This is a genomic window from Geobacter sp. FeAm09 (assembly GCF_008330225.1).
In the GTDB taxonomy this organism is placed as follows: Bacteria; Desulfobacterota; Desulfuromonadia; order Geobacterales; family Pseudopelobacteraceae; genus Oryzomonas.
In genome coordinates this window covers 2329477-2345000 of the sequence record NZ_CP042466.1, presented here as the reverse complement: position 1 = coordinate 2345000, position 15524 = coordinate 2329477, and the positions used below count along the sequence as shown (strand labels likewise).

The following is a 15524-nucleotide window of genomic DNA, read 5'->3' as shown; positions in this document are numbered from 1 at the left end:
AAACATAGGTCTCTGCTAAGTCGTAAGACGATGTATAGGGACTGACGCCTGCCCGGTGCCGGAAGGTTAAGGGGATTTGTTAGGAGCAATCCGAAGCTTTGAACCGAAGCCCCGGTAAACGGCGGCCGTAACTATAACGGTCCTAAGGTAGCGAAATTCCTTGTCGGGTAAGTTCCGACCTGCACGAATGGCGTAACGATTTCCGCGCTGTCTCAACCAGTGGCTCAGCGAAATTGAATTCTCGGTGAAGATGCCGAGTACCCGCGGTAAGACGGAAAGACCCCGTGAACCTTTACTATAGCTTGACAGTGACATTCGGAATAGCTTGTGTAGGATAGGTGGGAGACTTTGAAGCTGGCACGCCAGTGTCGGTGGAGTCGTCCTTGAAATACCACCCTGGTTGTTTTGGATGTCTAACCTTGGCCCGTCATCCGGGTCGGGGACACTGTCTGGTGGGTAGTTTGACTGGGGCGGTCGCCTCCCAAAGAGTAACGGAGGCGCGCGAAGGTTCCCTCAGGTTGATTGGAAACCAACCGTAGAGTGTAAAGGCATAAGGGAGCTTGACTGCGAGACCCACAAGTCGAGCAGGTACGAAAGTAGGTCTTAGTGATCCGGCGGTTCTGTATGGAAGGGCCGTCGCTCAACGGATAAAAGGTACTCCGGGGATAACAGGCTGATCTCCCCCAAGAGTTCACATCGACGGGGAGGTTTGGCACCTCGATGTCGGCTCATCGCATCCTGGGGCTGAAGTAGGTCCCAAGGGTTTGGCTGTTCGCCAATTAAAGCGGTACGCGAGCTGGGTTTAAAACGTCGTGAGACAGTTTGGTCCCTATCTACCGTGGGCGTAGGATACTTGAGAAGAGCTGTCCTTAGTACGAGAGGACCGGGATGGACGTACCTCTGGTGTTCCAGTTGTGCCGCCAGGCGCAGTCGCTGGGTAGCTATGTACGGAAAGGATAACCGCTGAAAGCATCTAAGCGGGAAGCCTCCTTCAAGATTAGGTATCCCTGGGTGTAACAACCCCTGTAGGCCCGTTGTAGACCACAACGTTGATAGGCCGGGTGTGTAATCACAGCAATGTGTTCAGCTTACCGGTACTAATCGGCCGTGAGGCTTGACCATAAAAATAAAATACGGTCAGGGGGAAGGTTCTCCTTCCCCCGGGCCGGATATAAATCGACAAAACAACAAACCTAAACCACAATGCAATTGATAACGATTCGCATGGACGCATGAGAATGCATCCTTGCCAACGATTTCTCGGTGGCTATGCCGAGGGGGTCACACCCGTTCCCATCTCGAACACGGAAGTTAAGCCCCTCAGGGCCGATGATACTGCACGGGTAGCTGTGTGGGAAAGTAGGTCGCCGCCGGGAATAAATAGCAACGAGCCCTTCAGGAACAATCCTGAAGGGCTCGTTGCGTTTATACACTCCAAGCTCCATAAGACTCGACACGAAAAGGCTGCCGCTGCTTTACTCCCCCCACACCACGGAGGACACGGAGGACACGGAGGAAGCCACAAGACGGTACCGGATGCCGTTGTTCCCGCCGCTCCCCTCGTTGTGATTCTCCTCCGTGTACCTCCGTTAAAACACCTGTCGAAAGAACGCTTCAGTAAATAATCATGTATAGCTGCTATGCCACGCGCCTGAGTTCGGTGTCCTGAGTGTGGTTTAGGGAGTATTACGGATGTACGGCGAAGGGGATGAGCTTTTCGAGCGAATCAAGAACGACCGTTGCGGTAGAGAGGAGTTCTTTCGGGTAGCTGTTGGTAACGCCGATTATCTGCAGGCCGGCGCCTTGTGCGGCGCTGATCCCCGCTGGCGTGTCCTCGATAGCGACGGTGCGCTCGGGCGACAGGGGAGCGGTGCGGGAGGCGAGCTTTTTGAAGGCGAGACGATAGGTCTCCGGGTCTGGTTTGCTTTTCGTTACGTCATCAGCGGTCACGATGACGTCAAAGCAGTGGGCTATGTCGAGCTGCTGCACTATGGGAGCGATATCGGACCGCAGGGCGCCGCTGCTGATGGCCAGGGGTACCTGCATTTGGTGCAGCTTCGTGATCAGTTCCACGACCCCCGGGTAGCTTGTGATGCCATCCTGGATGACGGTCTGGAAGACCCGTGCCTTTTGCTCCACGAGGCTGGCAAGCGTCGCGGCATCGAGCGGTCTGTTCTGTGATGCAAAGGCCTCGATAAAAGCATCACGGTCATCAAACCCCATATAGGTGTCCACATACTGCTGCCACGAAAATCCGAGCCCCAGCGGTTCCAGGATGCGCTGGAACGCCTTGTGGTGCAACGGTTCCGTATCCACGATAATGCCGTCGAAGTCGAAGATAACGGCATCGGCCTGCAATCCTCCCGGAAAGATCACCATGTGCCCACCATTGCCAGACCTGCTCCATTCTCGAAGGCCTGAGGAACTATCGCCATCCGCTGGGCCGTTGCATGATAATGGGTGACGACCCGACCGCACAGTTCCCCCAAAGCAGCACCCATAATCACGTCGCTGGCCCAGTGTTTATTCTGGTACAGGCGCGAAAACCCGACAAAGGTTGCCGCCGCGTAATATGCGGTTTTCAGGGTCAGGCTCTCGGTGGTTGCAGCCATAACGGAGGCCAGGGCAAAGGAACTGGCGGTGTGCATGGACGGGAATGAATCGTAGTTGTTTTTAAACCGAAACGGTTTGAAGTCGCCTTTGGACATGGTCGTATCGGGTCGCCCCCGGCCGGTCGCTTCCTTGATCAGGAAGGTGGAGGCATCGGCCAGGATGAGTGATTCGCCCATCATTTCTCCGACCTCTTGCCACTTGGGGGAGTCTGCGGCCATGGCGCCGCCGTAGACCAGTGCCGCAAACCCCAGGTGCAGGAAGGGATCTCCTGCCAAAGAGCCGGCATCGGCTGCCTTGTCGAGAGAATTGCCCTTACGGGTTTGCAGCTTGTCGTGGATGTCCCTGTCAAACACGTAGGTAAGACCGACCGCCCCCGCGACCCCAATGGTAACGAGGATGTTGCCGTTATCGGTCTGAAACGGCGTCCGGGCCAGGTCAACAGTTTCATGCCCCAGCCTCGACAGACCACTGCCGATTTCGTTGCCGATGGAGGTTGTCCCTATTTCGGAGGCACATCCCAATGTCGGGATCAACAGGAGGATCGCCGTCAGGCCACAGATCGATTTTCTCAAGGGGACTCCACGAGCAGTGTAATAGGCCAATACGGCGGCACCGGCGGCAAGCGAGCCGATAATGTCGGCGATGAAGTCATGGATGTCTGCCTGGCGAGTTGTCGTCACCATGCCCTGCAGCACCTCGATCAGCCCGCCGAAGAGGATGGCGGCGCAGACGCCGGCAAGGAGCGAATACAGGCGGCTCGTGCCGTTGGTGGCATACACCGCCATGACCAGAACAACGGTTACAGCCATCGCCCCGGCGTGCTGGAATTTGTCCCAGCCCAGAGGACCCTCCAGATGGGGCGGGGCGGGCGTCAGACTGAGGAAGAGCACCAGGCAGATCCAGCCGAAGCAGGTGATGGCCCACAATCGCCGCGAGTTATGGCGTCTGGCCGTCATGGGATCTGAAGCGAAGCGAATGTTTGATGTCACGGATGATGGCGGCATCTTCAGGGGATAGTTTCGCAAGATACTCCTGGATAAAGATGACGAAAATGGAGGTGAAGAAAGCCGTCACCGCTGCGAGAACCACGATCATGGACCGCTTCGGCCTGCTCTTCTTCAAGGGAACGACCGCCTCATCCAGCACCTGCACGGACGAGGAGTCCTTGGCCTCGCTTATTTTCGCAACCTCGTACTGCTTGGTGAGTTGTTCGAAAATAGCCTCCTGTGTCTTAAGCTCGCGCATTTTGCGGACATATTCCACCCCCAGGCCGGGGATATTGCCGACCGCCGGGATCACGTCGCTGCCGCCGCTGCCGCTCATGGAGCCAAGCTGCCCCTTGAGACGGGCGATGCCGGCCTGGAGCGCCTTGACTTCGCTGCTCTCGTCGGTCATGGAATTGCGCAACGTGGCGAGTTGCCCCTCCTTGGTGATGATCTCCGCTTTCAGGCGTGCGATGCCTTCAATAGCCGCGCTGGCCTGGGAATCGACCTTGAAGGTCTTGTATTTTTCCTGGAAGGCCTTCATATCATTTTCGGCGTTGCGCAGATCCTGCTTCACCACGTCCAGCCTCTTCTCCAGGAACACGCGCTCCGCCCCCGCCTTGGAGAGGTTGAGCTCGACGCTGCGCCGCCCCAGCTCCGCCACGAAGGTGTTGGCCAACTGCGCCGCCTTCCGGGGGTCCTTGCTGTCGGCATCGATGCTGATGATGCCGTCCTTGCCGGCCTTGAATTTGACGGCGCCTTCCAGCCGCTTCCTGGCTTCGTCCATGGACTTGGCCTCGAATTCCTGCTGCAGGTTCAGCCGTTTGATGACGGCGTCCGCCACCGAGCGGCTTTTGAGGATGCCGAGGTAGAGGTCGGTGGAACCGCCCAAGCTCATGCCGCCCGCCAGGGATGCCAGGCCGCCGGCCTGGCTGAGCAAGGCGGAAAGGCCGCTGCCCGACTCCTTCTGGGGAGGGAGGATTTTTGCCGTGGCGGTATAGATGTTCTTCAGCGTCAGCGAATAGCAGACCGCCATGGCCACGGCGACGGCGCATATCTTGATGATGACCGACTTGCGTCTGAGGATCACCTGCAGGAGTGCGAGGAGGTTGATTTCCTCTTCTTCGGGGAGTTGGCGCTGCTCTTGGGCTGTATTCATGGGATCGCTCATCATTTGAGACCTACCAGGACCGTGCCTGCCGTCAGGGCGATCTGGGAGATAATCGTGGTGATATCCTTGATGTCCCGGAGCCAGGCCGTACGCTCGAGTTTTTGCGGCACGACCAGGGTGTCGCCCGGTTCCAGGTAGGACGCCATGAAGCTGCCGAGGGTCCATTGCTTGGCGTCGTCGCTCCACTTTATGCCGAAGGACGCCTGCTGCCGGCTGAATACCGTGCCGTCGGCCTTGATGATGAACATCTCGGCAACCTCGGCGTCATTGGTGGCGCCGCCGGCTTTGTTGAGATAACTCTCCACGGAACTGCTTTCGGGCACATAGACGAAGGAGATCGGATTGTACACCTGGCCCATGACGTTGACCACATTGGTCCGGGTGGGGACCTCCAGAATGTCGCCCCCCTCCATTTCCAGGTCGTAGCTGCTCTTCTTCAATTCCTCCAGTTGAGCAAGCCGGATGACCACGCGACCCTCGGCCTTGAGCTGCTTCATCCGCTCAAGGTCTTTTTGCAGGCCATCCAGGGCCGATTTTGTGGCTTCAAGCTCTTCCTTCGAGGCAGCGACCGAGGCCAGGGCGGCCTGCTTCTGGTTGATTTCCTTCTCGGTCTTGACGAGGATCTCGTCCATCCGCTTCTGTTGTTCCTTCTGAACGGATCTCCGGGTAAACTTGGCTCCTCTCAGATAGGCCTTTTCGGTGAAGCCGCCGGCACGGGCAATGACCGAACTCAGCTTTTCGCCCCTGGCCACGGAATAGACACCGGGATACTGCACCTCTCCCTTGAGCCGGACGAACTTATCCGTTGAATCTGTCCAGCCCACAATGCCGCGGACGATCAGCACGTCGTCCGACTTGAGGGACAGGTTATGGGCGGGATCGCCGCTGATGGCTTTGCCCAGGTCGATCTGCAGGCGTGATGCGGTCGCCTTGTCGCCGGCAACCTCAACCCGGCTGAGTTCTGCCATGTCGAGCAGCGCATTCCGTTTTGGGCTGCCGGCAGCGGAAACGAGATCACGCACCGTCATGCCGGGATGAAAGTCGTATTTGCCCGGATTGACGACGAACCCGTTTATGATGACGCTTTGTTTCTCCTGCATTTCCCAGCGTGAGGAGATCTTGACCGTGTCCTGCTCCTGCAGGGCGACATTTTCGGCTTCGTTGCCCTCAAGGGCTTTGCGAAGATTGAAATGCAGCATTTCCTTGTGATAATCGGGCAGGGCGAGACGGGTTATCTCGGCGGATTCAAGGTATGATTCCGGGAGCAGGTCCGCGAAGGACGAGATGAGATCCTTGACGCGCATGCCCTTGCGGAACTGGTATTCGCCCGGCCTGACCACATTTCCCTTGAGGCTGACGACCTGGCGGACCGCCTCCTGAACGGGGAATATCTTGACCATATCCCGGTCCTGTATCCCCACGCCGGCTGTCGCACCATCCAAATGGCCTTCCTTGGGTTCGTAATCAAGGGCGATCCTGGAATTGTTGCCGGAAAAACGTTCTATCTGAATCCTGCCGGTAAAACCGCTGGCGGTGATGCCTCCGGCCATCTGGATCACATCGGCCAGCGTCTGGGGCCCTTTGATCTCATAAATGGCCGGTCGTTTTACCTCGCCCGCAACGGCCACAACAGGGCCGATCACCGGAACAAAGATGGTGTCGCCATTCTGGAGGCGAACATCCTTGCTGCGATCACCGGAAAGGAACATGTCATAGAGGTCGATATTCTCTGCCGGCTTGCCGTTGCGGGTGAGCTTGATTACACGCAGTGACCCGTTTTTCGTCGGGCCGCCAGCCGCCGACAGGGCGTTGACAACCGTGGCAAGGGAGCTGATGGGGTAGCTGCCGGGTAATTCGACCTCGCCCACCACAAAAACCTGGATGGTCTTCAGCTTGCCAAGGGAGATATTCATGTCGTAGTTTTTGAAATATCGCGACACGGCCTTCTGAATGGCCTCCTTGGCCTTTTCGTAGGAGAGCCCCCATACCTTGACGACCCCTGCCCGGGGAATCATGACCTCGCCATTGCGATCGACGGTGAGGTTGTATCGGGCATTGATGGAGCCCCAGATGGAGAGATTGAGGCTGTCACCCGGCCCCATGACGTAATTGTCCCCCACAGGGAGGTTGTCCGTCGCTTCGAGCAATTGGGCGCTGTTTTTGAAAAAGTCGTAACCGAATTGCCGAAGTTCACGTTTGAACGGTTCCGGGGTAAGTTTGTCCTGCAAGGTCTGGTTTTTCCGGGAGAAGACCTTTTCCAGGGAAGAGCCGAGCTCTTCAGCGGGAAGGGGGATGATCTTGATCTCTTCCGATTTGGTGACGCGTTTTTGTTCGCGGTTTATGGCGATTATCTGAATGAAATAAACCTGGTGATTCCGCAAATCCCGAAGGGTATAGGTCGTGTCGTTTCCAACATCGATGGATTTGAGCGGCTTGTTTGGCGCGAGCCCTATCTGGACCCGGTACTGAACCGCTTCATCCTCCTGAGGCTTGCGATATCCCGACGGTTGCCAACTGAGGCGGGCCAAGCCGTCGCCCGGTTCCGCCTTTACCACCAAGCGGGTTTTTAACTTGTTCTTATCAGCGATAACCTTGCTGCTGTTGTCGGAGGTTCGCTTTTCGTCAGCTTGTGTCCCACCCAGCAGGTCATTGTCAAAACTTTCCTCGGGCGTCAGTTCCTGATCCCGCATGTTGCCGTCAGGCGAGGTTCGCTGGTCATCCTGAAAAGCACTGTTCGAAAGGGAGCGTTGATTGCCGGAATAGGTGCCGCTGTTCTGCTGGGGGGAATAGGTGTTCTGCTGGTAGGGATCTGATTGGGTCGTTTTTCTTGAGCTCTGTTCCTGGAAGATGCCGTCAGTCTGGTCCATGAAGCTGTCATTCGAGTCAAGCGGCCAGGCATTTGTCCCCGCACAGGCTGTCGCCAGAGCCGTTGCCAGAAACAGGTGCCGAAAGAGATATGGTGCTCGTGACATTTTACAAAACCCCACTGTCATATTTGTCTGTGTAAATATGAACTTGTATCACTTTATTGGGGGTGAAAGCAATTCAAAATCCTGCCGAGGGCCATTTGCCGTGCGATCAGCCGGCTACACGGTGCGTGCAACGTTCTTTTTCACGGCATGCAAAAAACCGTTTTTACTAACTAACTGACGTAGTAGTAAAAACGGTTTCTCGGTTACTCGTATATTTAATTTCTTAATTATGGGTTGGTGCCGAAGGCGAGACTCGAACTCGCATGGGCTATTGCCCGCCACCCCCTCAAGATGGTGTGTCTACCAGTTCCACCACTTCGGCAATTGAATTCAATCTAATAACATAACTGCGATGGGTAATCAAGTATAAAACTTGCGTATAAAACTATTTTTGCTGCTGGGGGGACGTTGCCGGTGCGCCTGGCAGGTCCGCGGGCTTGCCCTGCTGGGCAGGGGCCGCCGGTTGCGGCATCTGAACCGGCGCCTTTGTGGTGGTGGCGGACTTCCCTTTGCCTGACATGATCGAGGATGAAGACGGCTGGCCCGAGATGTAGGCTAACGTCAGTGAGGTCAGCATGAAAATGATGGCGGCGCCCGTCGTCATCTTGCTCAGGAAGGTGGTGCCGCCACCGGCGCCAAAAACCGACTGGCTGCCGCCGCTGCCGAATGAAGCGCCCATTTCGGCGCCTTTGCCGGATTGCAGCAGGACAACGGCAATCATGAATATGCTGACCAGAACGTGCAGTATCGTAAGGGCTATAATCATCTCGTATCCTCTGGAAGTTTAATGGGAAAAAAATTTATACCACAGGATTTTCAAATTTGTAAAGTTTTTATTGTCTTGAAAGGATGACGCCCCTACTCGGCAAAATTGGCTATGGCGGCGAACGACTCCGCCTTGAGGCTTGCGCCCCCCACCAGGGCGCCATCGATGTCGGCTTGCGCCATCAACCCCTTGACGTTGTCCGGTTTGACGCTGCCGCCATAGAGTATGCGCATGCCGTCGGCGCAGCCCTGGCCAAAGCAGCGCGCCATGAGGGCACGGATAAAGGCGTGCACCTCCTGGGCCTGGGCGTCGCTGGCGGTCTTGCCGGTGCCGATGGCCCAAACCGGTTCATAGGCGACGATCACCCCGGACAGGGCTTCCGGCGGGAGCCCTTCCAGGCCTCCCCACACTTGCGCCTCGATAACGGCAAAGGTCTTGTTCGCCTCGCGCTCGGCCAGGGTCTCGCCGACACAGACGATCGCGGTCAACCCGGCATTGATGGCGGCCTTGACCTTCCTGTTGACGGTCGCGTCGGTCTCGCCGAAATACTGGCGCCGCTCCGAGTGCCCGATGATCACATGGCTGCACCCGGCGTCTTTCAGCATTTTGGGGGCCACCTCACCGGTGAAGGCGCCTTCTTCCTCCCAGTAGCAGTCCTGGGCGGCAAGCCGGATGTTGGTCGCCGCAAGCGCGTCCGCTACGGAGCTTAAGGCCGTGAATACCGGGGCAACGATGATCTCGACCCCTTTGGTTGCGGCCACCAGCGGTTTGAGGTCATTGACCATGGCGGTTGCTTCGCCGATGGTCTTGAAGAGTTTCCAGTTTCCTGCAATGACGGGTGTGCGCATGGTTCCCCCTATTTTTTCGTCTTGATATCGAGGGCTTTTACGCCCGGCAGGATTTTGCCTTCCAACAGTTCCAGGAATGCGCCGCCGCCGGTGGAGATATAACTGACCTTTCCGTCGACGCCGGCCTTGCGCACGGCCGCATCCGTGTCGCCGCCACCGATGATGGTGGTGGCGTAACAGTTGCCAACCGCTTCGGCCACCGAGAAGGTGCCCCGGGCAAAGGCGTCCATCTCGAATACGCCCATGGGGCCGTTCCAGATGACAGTCTTGGCATCCCGCAATGTTTCGGCAAAGAGGGTCGCCGAGGCGGGGCCGATGTCGAGGGCCATCCAGCCTTCGGGTATCTCCTGTACGGCGGTGATGAAGTTGGTTGCCGTGGCTTCGAAGGCGTTGGCCACGATGCAGTCCACCGGGAGGTAGAAGGTTACCCCGCGTTTTTTCGCCTTGTCCATGATCTTTTTGGCGGTGGGGATCAATTCGTCTTCCACCAGGGACTTGCCGACAGAGTACCCCAGGGCCTTGAGAAACGTGAAGGCCATGCCGCCGCCGATCACGATCTTATCCACCTTGTTGACCAGTGTCTGCAACACTTCCAGCTTGCCGGACACCTTGGCTCCGCCGAGTATGGCAACCAGCGGGCGCACCGGATTGCTCATGGCTTTGTCGAAAAAGGTCATTTCATTGCGCATCAGGAATCCGGCCGCAATGGTCGGAATGCATTTGGTGATGGCCTCCACCGAGGCGTGGGCGCGATGGGACACCGCAAAGGCGTCGTTGACGTAAATTTCGCAGCCGTTGGTAAGCTGCTTGGCAAAGGCCGCGTCGTTTTTTTCTTCGCCCGGATAGAACCGGACGTTTTCCAGCATCACCACGTCGCCAGGCTTCATGGCGTCGAGCAGTGCGCTTACCTCGGGGCCAAAGCAGTCGGGGGCCTGCCTGACCTTTTTGCCGAGCATTTCCGACAGGCGTTTGGCGGCCGGCGCCATGGTGTACTTTGCGTTCTTTTCACCCTTGGGGCGGCCCAGGTGGGAGGCCAATACCACTTTTGCCCCCTGTTCCACGGCATACCTGATGGTCGGCACGGCGCCGGCAATTCGGGTGTCTTCGGTGATATTTCCCTTGCCGTCCTGGGGGACGTTGAAGTCGACCCGGATAAAAATTCTTTTGTCTTTCAAATCCTTGATCTGGTCGATATAGCGGATCGGCATATGGCCCTCCTCGAAAAAATGGTGCAGCGATGTGGCAGCAAAAAAAGAGGGGGAATCGGATTCCCCCTCAGGTGACTGCCACGTGGATGTGCTACTTCTTGGAAGCGATCAGTTTGAAAAGGTCAACCACCCGGTTTGAAAAACCCGCCTCGTTGTCGTACCAACTGATGACCTTGACCATGTTGTCGCCGATGACCTTGGTGCAGGAGGCGTCAACCGAGGAGGAAACCGGGCGGCCGTTGAAATCGACGGAAACCAGCGGTTCTTCCACATAGTCGAGGATGCCCTTGAGCGGCCCTTTGGCCGCTTTCTTCAGCGCCGCGTTGACTTTGGCGGCATCGGCCTTCTTTTTCAGGGTGGCGACGAGGTCGACGACAGAGACGTTCGGTGTCGGAACGCGGATGGCCATGCCGTCCAGCTTGCCCTTGAGCTCGGGAAGAACCAGGGAGACTGCCTTGGCGGCTCCGGTGGTCGTGGGTATCATGGAGAGGGCTGCGGCGCGGGCGCGGCGCAGGTCCTTATGGGGCTGGTCGAGGATGCGCTGGTCGTTGGTATAGGAGTGCACCGTGGTCACGAGGCCCTTTTCGATGCCGAAGACATCGTTGAGCACCTTTGCCACCGGCGCCAGGCAGTTGGTAGTGCATGAGGCGTTGGAGATGATGTGGTGTTTCTTGGGATCATAGAGGTGCTCGTTGACCCCCATGACGATGGTGATATCCTCGTTGGTCGCCGGTGCCGAGATGACGACCTTCTTGGCGCCGGCCTTTATGTGCAGCTCCGCCTTTTCCTTTGAGGTGAACAGGCCGGTTGACTCCAGGACGACATCGATCTTGTCCTTTTTCCAGGGGAGTTCCGCCGGGTCTTTGACCGCATAGATCTTTATCGCCTTGCCGTTGACAATCAGTTGATTGTCCTTCGCTTCCACTTTGCCGGGGAAGGTGCCATGTACGGAATCGTATTTGAACAGGTGCGCCAGGGTCGCCGCATCGGTCAGATCGTTGACCGCCACGAACTCGATGTCTTTGTCCTTGCACGCCGCTCTTAGAACCATTCTGCCGATTCTGCCAAAGCCGTTGATTGCAACCCGTAATGCCATGCTTCCCTCCTTTGGGTGGTATCTGGATGATGAATTGCCCTTGTCCGATTCATTGCATAAACAGTACAGCCCTATAATAATAAAACATCTTTACAAATCGTCAACCATTAATTTCCGAGCATTGGGAAGCGCGGCACGGGAAATTCTGAAATAACAATTCAGTTTTTTCTATATCATGGTATAATATTTTTTTTATTTCAAAATAACTTACCCGGACCACCAAACAAGGCCCTTTTGCTCCGATGAAGCAATCACTCGAGAAACGCATAATCCTGTTTTCCTTCGTCATTCTCTCGATGACCACCCTTGCCAACACCGGAATGGATATTGCCGTGTTTCGCAGGGACTACATCCAGGAGATGGAGCTGCGCTCCCAAGGCCTGGCGGCGGCCTTCAAGGCAAACATCGAGAAGGTGCTGGCCCTGGGGATCAATATTCGCGATGTGGCCGGCCTGGCGGACAAATGCCGGGAGATCGTCCAGTCCGATCCGGAAATGGCCTATTGCGCCATCAAGGGGAGGGATGGCGCCGTCCTGTTTGTCAGCGACAGTTCGTTCGCCCAGTTGGATTTTTCGCGCTCCGGAAGCGGGGAAGGGGAGAAGGGGGCACTGAACAGCAGCACCATAGAGGGGCCCAAGGGCACCTACTATGACACCCAGACTCCCGTCAGGGCCTTTGACGGCGAAACCGCGGCCTTCATCCATATCGGTTTCCCCCAACAGGTCATCGATCAGAAGGTGCATGCCATTGTCCTGCGATCCATCATCGTCTTTTTTGCCTTTTTCATCGCCTCCTTTGCCCTTGTCGTCTATTTCCTCAAACGCAGTATCATGGAGCCCATCTCGACCCTGCTCGAGGGCGTTACCCGGATCTCCCGGGGCGATTTCACCACCCCCATGCAGGAGTTGCCCGTCTACGAGCTCAACGAACTGAGCGTCAAGATCAATTCGATGGCCGCCGCGCTCGAAACCCGCGATACGGCATTGCGGGACAATTACAAGGAACTGTCGGCAACCCATTCCCAGCTTCACGATTCATACCTGCAGTTGGAAAAGCTCAGCCTGGAGCTGGAAAAATCGGAAGAACTCTATAAAAAGCTTCTGGAGGAATCGGGGGATGCGATCATCATCCTCGACCAGAACGAAACCATTATCATCGCCAACAAGATGGCCGAGGAGTTCCTCGGCTACCCGGCGGCCGATTTTGTCGGCAAACACGTTACCGCCCTGCTCCTGTTGCTCAAGCTCGAAAATATCCAGCATTTTCTCATGGACATCGCCGACGCCTTCCAGGGAAACCACATGTCGCGGGAAGTGGTCATTTTCAACAGCCGCCAGGAGCAGTTGGTAGGGATGATCCACGCCAGTTGCGTCACCATGGGGGACAACAGCCTGCTGCAGGTCATCATACGGGATGTCACGAAGGCGCGGGAAACCATCACCAATCTGGAAAAGAGCGCCGCCGGCCTGGCGCGGTTGAACCGGATGAAGGATTCGTTCCTGGGGCTCGCTTCCCACGAACTGAAAACCCCGCTGACCGTTGTCATGGGGTATGCGGATCTGCTGCAATCCGACCTGAAGGACCAACTGCCCGCCGCGGCCAACGAGATGGTCCAGAACATCTCCAACGCGGCCGCACGCCTTGACACGGTCATCAAGGACATGATCGACGTGTCGAAAATCGATCAGAAGCAGCTTGACCTCAAGCTCGAACTGGTGGATGTGAACGGCCTTGTGGAGGAAACCATCCGGGAGTTGCGTTTTTTCTTCGCCTTGCGCAAGCAGGAGATCACGGTCGCGCTGGACAATTCCCTTCCCATGATCCGCGGCGACAGGACGCGTCTGCTCCAGCTATTGTCCAACATTCTGGGCAATGCCATCAAATTTACCCCGGATGGCGGGAACATATCCGTCAGCACCTCTCTCAGGTATCTGCTGCGGGATCCGCAGGTGGCCGGGTTCGACGGTGTTTTTTCGTCGAATGCCGGCAAGGAGCAGGAGGCGTTTCTTGAGATTATCGTGTCGGACACCGGAATCGGCATTGATCCGGACGACCAGACGCGCATCTTCGACAAGTTCTACGAGGTGGGCAATATTGAAGAGCACAGTTCCGGCAAGGTCGCCTTCAAATCCCGGGGGGCCGGACTTGGGCTCTCCATCGCAAAGGGCGTTGCCGAAATGCATGGCGGCTCCATCTGGGTGGAATCCCAGGGCCAGGACCAGAGCACGTGCCCCGGAACCACGTTCCATATTCTGCTCCCCATAGAATCGTTGTCATTGGCGGATGGGCCTGCCGCCGGCTGATGAGGCGCTCGGTACCCGAGCCGCTCCGTGATCGATTCACGGCGTTATCACGCAATCCCAGAAAGAGGAGGAGGTAGTCATGGCAAGAGCGGCAAAGCAGGTTGTCGGCAAGAAGAGTACCGTTGCGGTCACGCCGAAAAAGAAGGCCGCTCCCAAGGGGGGCTCGGCAAAATCGAAGGCGTTGGTGGAAAAGTCGATCAACGACATGAGCGGCGAGGAGTTGGTGATTGCGAACTTCGCCACGCTTTCGAAGCTGGTGGAAGCCCTGGGGGAAACGCTTGAGATGCTGGTGCAGAAGGCGGAAAGCATGGCCTATCACATTATTGCGACGGAAGAGATCCTGGCCGAGTTGGTCGCCGCCAACGGGCTCAACCTGGCCCAGGTGAACGCCCGCATCAGGACGAAGATCGCGGCGGGCACCGCCAACCTCGTCGATCCGGCCCGGGCCATTGACGTGGCCGCCACCATCGCCTCGCCCCAGCCCCGGCGCTAGACCCGCCATCCCGGCTGCCCCCGCATCACCATCACCAAGGGTAGCGCTCCGGCTTGGCTACCCTTGGTGATTTTTTTACGCAAGAATCCGCGAAATTTACATTGCTCGGGCCACATGATGCCGCTCGTTGCATGCACCCTCCTTTCCGCAATCCTCGTCTTTCCCGTTTCGTTTCCTGTCCCTGGCTCCAGGGGCGGTCGGCTACTTCAGCAATTGTATGACCGCTTTCGCCCCGGCCGCGCTGGAGGCAGGATTCTGGCCGGTGACCAGTTTGCCGTCAACCTGAACATGGGCGGCCCATTTCTCGCCAACCACAAATTTTGCCCCCTCCTCCCGGAGTCTCGTTTCGAGCAGGAAGGGTACGGCCGCGACGAGATGCATTGCCGTCTCTTCCGCATCGGTGAAGGAGGTGATGGTTTTGCCGGCCACCAGCGGGGTCCCGTCAGCCTTTTTCGCCCCGACGAACCCGGACGGGCCGTGGCAGACAGCGGCAATGACCTTGTCGGCGGCGGCAAAATCGTTCAGGAGGCGCTTGAGGTGCGCGTTGCCCGGAAAATCGAACATGGTTCCGTGGCCGCCGGGGAGGAAAATGGCATCGAAGCCGCTTGCCTGCACCTTGTCCAGCGGTCTGGTGTTTTCCAGCAATGCCGCGGCCTTGGCCCACCCCGAGACACGGGCGGCATCGGTGAGGCTCCGCGGGTCAACCGGCGCCTTGCCCCCCGTGGGGCTGGCGACCGTGACCTTGAACCCCGCTTCCGCGAACAGCAGGTAGGGTACGGCATACTCCTCCAGCCAGAGCCCCGTCGGCGTGCCGTCGTTCATGCGGCTGGCGCTGGTGACGACCATCAGGACCTTTTTCTCCGCGGCCGAAGACAAGGCCGGCACCATGGCCGTGCAGAGCAGCATTGCCAACAATGATATTCCGATCACATTCCTTTTCATAGTCCATCCTTTCTTTTGCAAGTTGCGGGCAGCCATGGTCGGCCCCTGCCCTTTTTGCAGGTCTTTCGCAGGGTTCTGCACGGGGGAGGGCTCTTCCCGCTTTACTGCGTCCCATTTATGGGCTATATT

General features: G+C 57.3%; 11 protein-coding genes, 1 tRNA gene and 2 rRNA genes (1 of these 14 running past the window's edge). 4 read left to right on the top strand and 10 right to left on the bottom strand.

The window, feature by feature from the left end; translation table 11 throughout:
* Both FO488_RS10945 and rrf read left to right on the top strand, forming a co-directional pair.
* Window positions 1-1122: ribosomal RNA gene (locus FO488_RS10945) — 23S ribosomal RNA — on the top strand (it extends 1833 nt beyond the left edge of the window).
* A gap of 137 nt (window positions 1123-1259) precedes the next feature.
* Window positions 1260-1376 (top strand): 5S ribosomal RNA (gene rrf, locus FO488_RS10940).
* A gap of 310 nt (window positions 1377-1686) precedes the next feature.
* Here rrf and FO488_RS10935 read toward each other — a convergent pair.
* From FO488_RS10935 to gap, 9 genes are all read right to left on the bottom strand, one after another.
* A complete protein-coding gene (locus FO488_RS10935) occupies window positions 1687-2379 on the bottom strand; it encodes an HAD family phosphatase (protein ID WP_149210595.1) in 693 nt (230 codons plus the stop codon).
* On the bottom strand, window positions 2373-3569 hold the full coding sequence (locus FO488_RS10930; RefSeq protein ID WP_240731859.1) for a phosphatase PAP2 family protein: 1197 nt from the start codon (window positions 3567-3569) through the stop codon (window positions 2373-2375). Before FO488_RS10930 ends, FO488_RS10935 begins: the two co-directional genes overlap by 7 nt.
* Window positions 3550-4755: a Wzz/FepE/Etk N-terminal domain-containing protein gene (locus FO488_RS10925; protein ID WP_149210594.1), complete on the bottom strand. Its 1206-nt coding sequence runs from the start codon at window positions 4753-4755 to the stop codon at window positions 3550-3552. Before FO488_RS10925 ends, FO488_RS10930 begins: the two co-directional genes overlap by 20 nt.
* Window positions 4756-4766: 11 nt before the next feature.
* Window positions 4767-7634, bottom strand: coding sequence for an SLBB domain-containing protein (locus FO488_RS10920; RefSeq protein WP_240731857.1), 2868 nt, complete (start codon window positions 7632-7634; stop codon window positions 4767-4769).
* A gap of 340 nt (window positions 7635-7974) precedes the next feature.
* Window positions 7975-8061, bottom strand: a tRNA-Leu gene (locus tag FO488_RS10915).
* 63 nt (window positions 8062-8124) lie between these two features.
* The gene (secG, locus tag FO488_RS10910) at window positions 8125-8505 is read right to left on the bottom strand and encodes a preprotein translocase subunit SecG (protein WP_149210593.1); all 381 of its coding nucleotides are present in this window, start codon (window positions 8503-8505) and stop codon (window positions 8125-8127) included.
* Window positions 8506-8597: 92 nt separating this feature from the next.
* The gene (gene tpiA, locus FO488_RS10905; RefSeq protein ID WP_149210592.1) at window positions 8598-9353 is read right to left on the bottom strand and encodes a triose-phosphate isomerase; all 756 of its coding nucleotides are present in this window, start codon (window positions 9351-9353) and stop codon (window positions 8598-8600) included.
* 8 nt (window positions 9354-9361) lie between these two features.
* Window positions 9362-10561, bottom strand: a complete 1200-nt coding sequence (pgk, locus tag FO488_RS10900; RefSeq protein WP_149210591.1) for a phosphoglycerate kinase — start codon at window positions 10559-10561, stop codon at window positions 9362-9364.
* Window positions 10562-10652: 91 nt separating this feature from the next.
* Window positions 10653-11657, bottom strand: a complete 1005-nt coding sequence (gap, locus tag FO488_RS10895; protein WP_149210590.1) for a type I glyceraldehyde-3-phosphate dehydrogenase — start codon at window positions 11655-11657, stop codon at window positions 10653-10655.
* Between the two features lie 242 nt (window positions 11658-11899).
* Here gap and FO488_RS10890 point away from each other — a divergent pair, with 242 nt between their 5' ends.
* Together FO488_RS10890 and FO488_RS10885 are read left to right on the top strand one after the other, a co-directional pair.
* The gene (locus FO488_RS10890; protein ID WP_149210589.1) at window positions 11900-13960 is read left to right on the top strand and encodes an ATP-binding protein; all 2061 of its coding nucleotides are present in this window, start codon (window positions 11900-11902) and stop codon (window positions 13958-13960) included.
* 79 nt (window positions 13961-14039) lie between these two features.
* On the top strand, window positions 14040-14453 hold the full coding sequence (locus FO488_RS10885; protein WP_149210588.1) for a hypothetical protein: 414 nt from the start codon (window positions 14040-14042) through the stop codon (window positions 14451-14453).
* A 201-nt stretch (window positions 14454-14654) separates the two neighbouring features.
* On the opposite strand, the gene FO488_RS10880 is transcribed toward FO488_RS10885, so the two are convergent.
* Window positions 14655-15341 (bottom strand): type 1 glutamine amidotransferase domain-containing protein, encoded by a 687-nt coding sequence (locus tag FO488_RS10880; protein WP_149212157.1) that lies wholly within the window; start codon window positions 15339-15341, stop codon window positions 14655-14657.
* Window positions 15342-15524: the final 183 nt, after the last annotated feature.

Coding starts and splice junctions, on each gene's coding strand:
- FO488_RS10935 (WP_149210595.1), bottom strand. CDS start 2,379: ATGGTGATCTTTCCGGGAGGATTGCAGGCCGATGCCGTTATCTTCGAC.
- FO488_RS10930 (WP_240731859.1), bottom strand. CDS start 3,569: ATGACGGCCAGACGCCATAACTCGCGGCGATTGTGGGCCATCACCTGC.
- FO488_RS10925 (WP_149210594.1), bottom strand. CDS start 4,755: ATGAATACAGCCCAAGAGCAGCGCCAACTCCCCGAAGAAGAGGAAATC.
- FO488_RS10920 (WP_240731857.1), bottom strand. CDS start 7,634: ATGGACCAGACTGACGGCATCTTCCAGGAACAGAGCTCAAGAAAAACG.
- secG (WP_149210593.1), bottom strand. CDS start 8,505: ATGATTATAGCCCTTACGATACTGCACGTTCTGGTCAGCATATTCATG.
- tpiA (WP_149210592.1), bottom strand. CDS start 9,353: ATGCGCACACCCGTCATTGCAGGAAACTGGAAACTCTTCAAGACCATC.
- pgk (WP_149210591.1), bottom strand. CDS start 10,561: ATGCCGATCCGCTATATCGACCAGATCAAGGATTTGAAAGACAAAAGA.
- gap (WP_149210590.1), bottom strand. CDS start 11,657: ATGGCATTACGGGTTGCAATCAACGGCTTTGGCAGAATCGGCAGAATG.
- FO488_RS10890 (WP_149210589.1), top strand. CDS start 11,900: ATGAAGCAATCACTCGAGAAACGCATAATCCTGTTTTCCTTCGTCATT.
- FO488_RS10885 (WP_149210588.1), top strand. CDS start 14,040: ATGGCAAGAGCGGCAAAGCAGGTTGTCGGCAAGAAGAGTACCGTTGCG.
- FO488_RS10880 (WP_149212157.1), bottom strand. CDS start 15,341: ATGGTGCCGGCCTTGTCTTCGGCCGCGGAGAAAAAGGTCCTGATGGTC.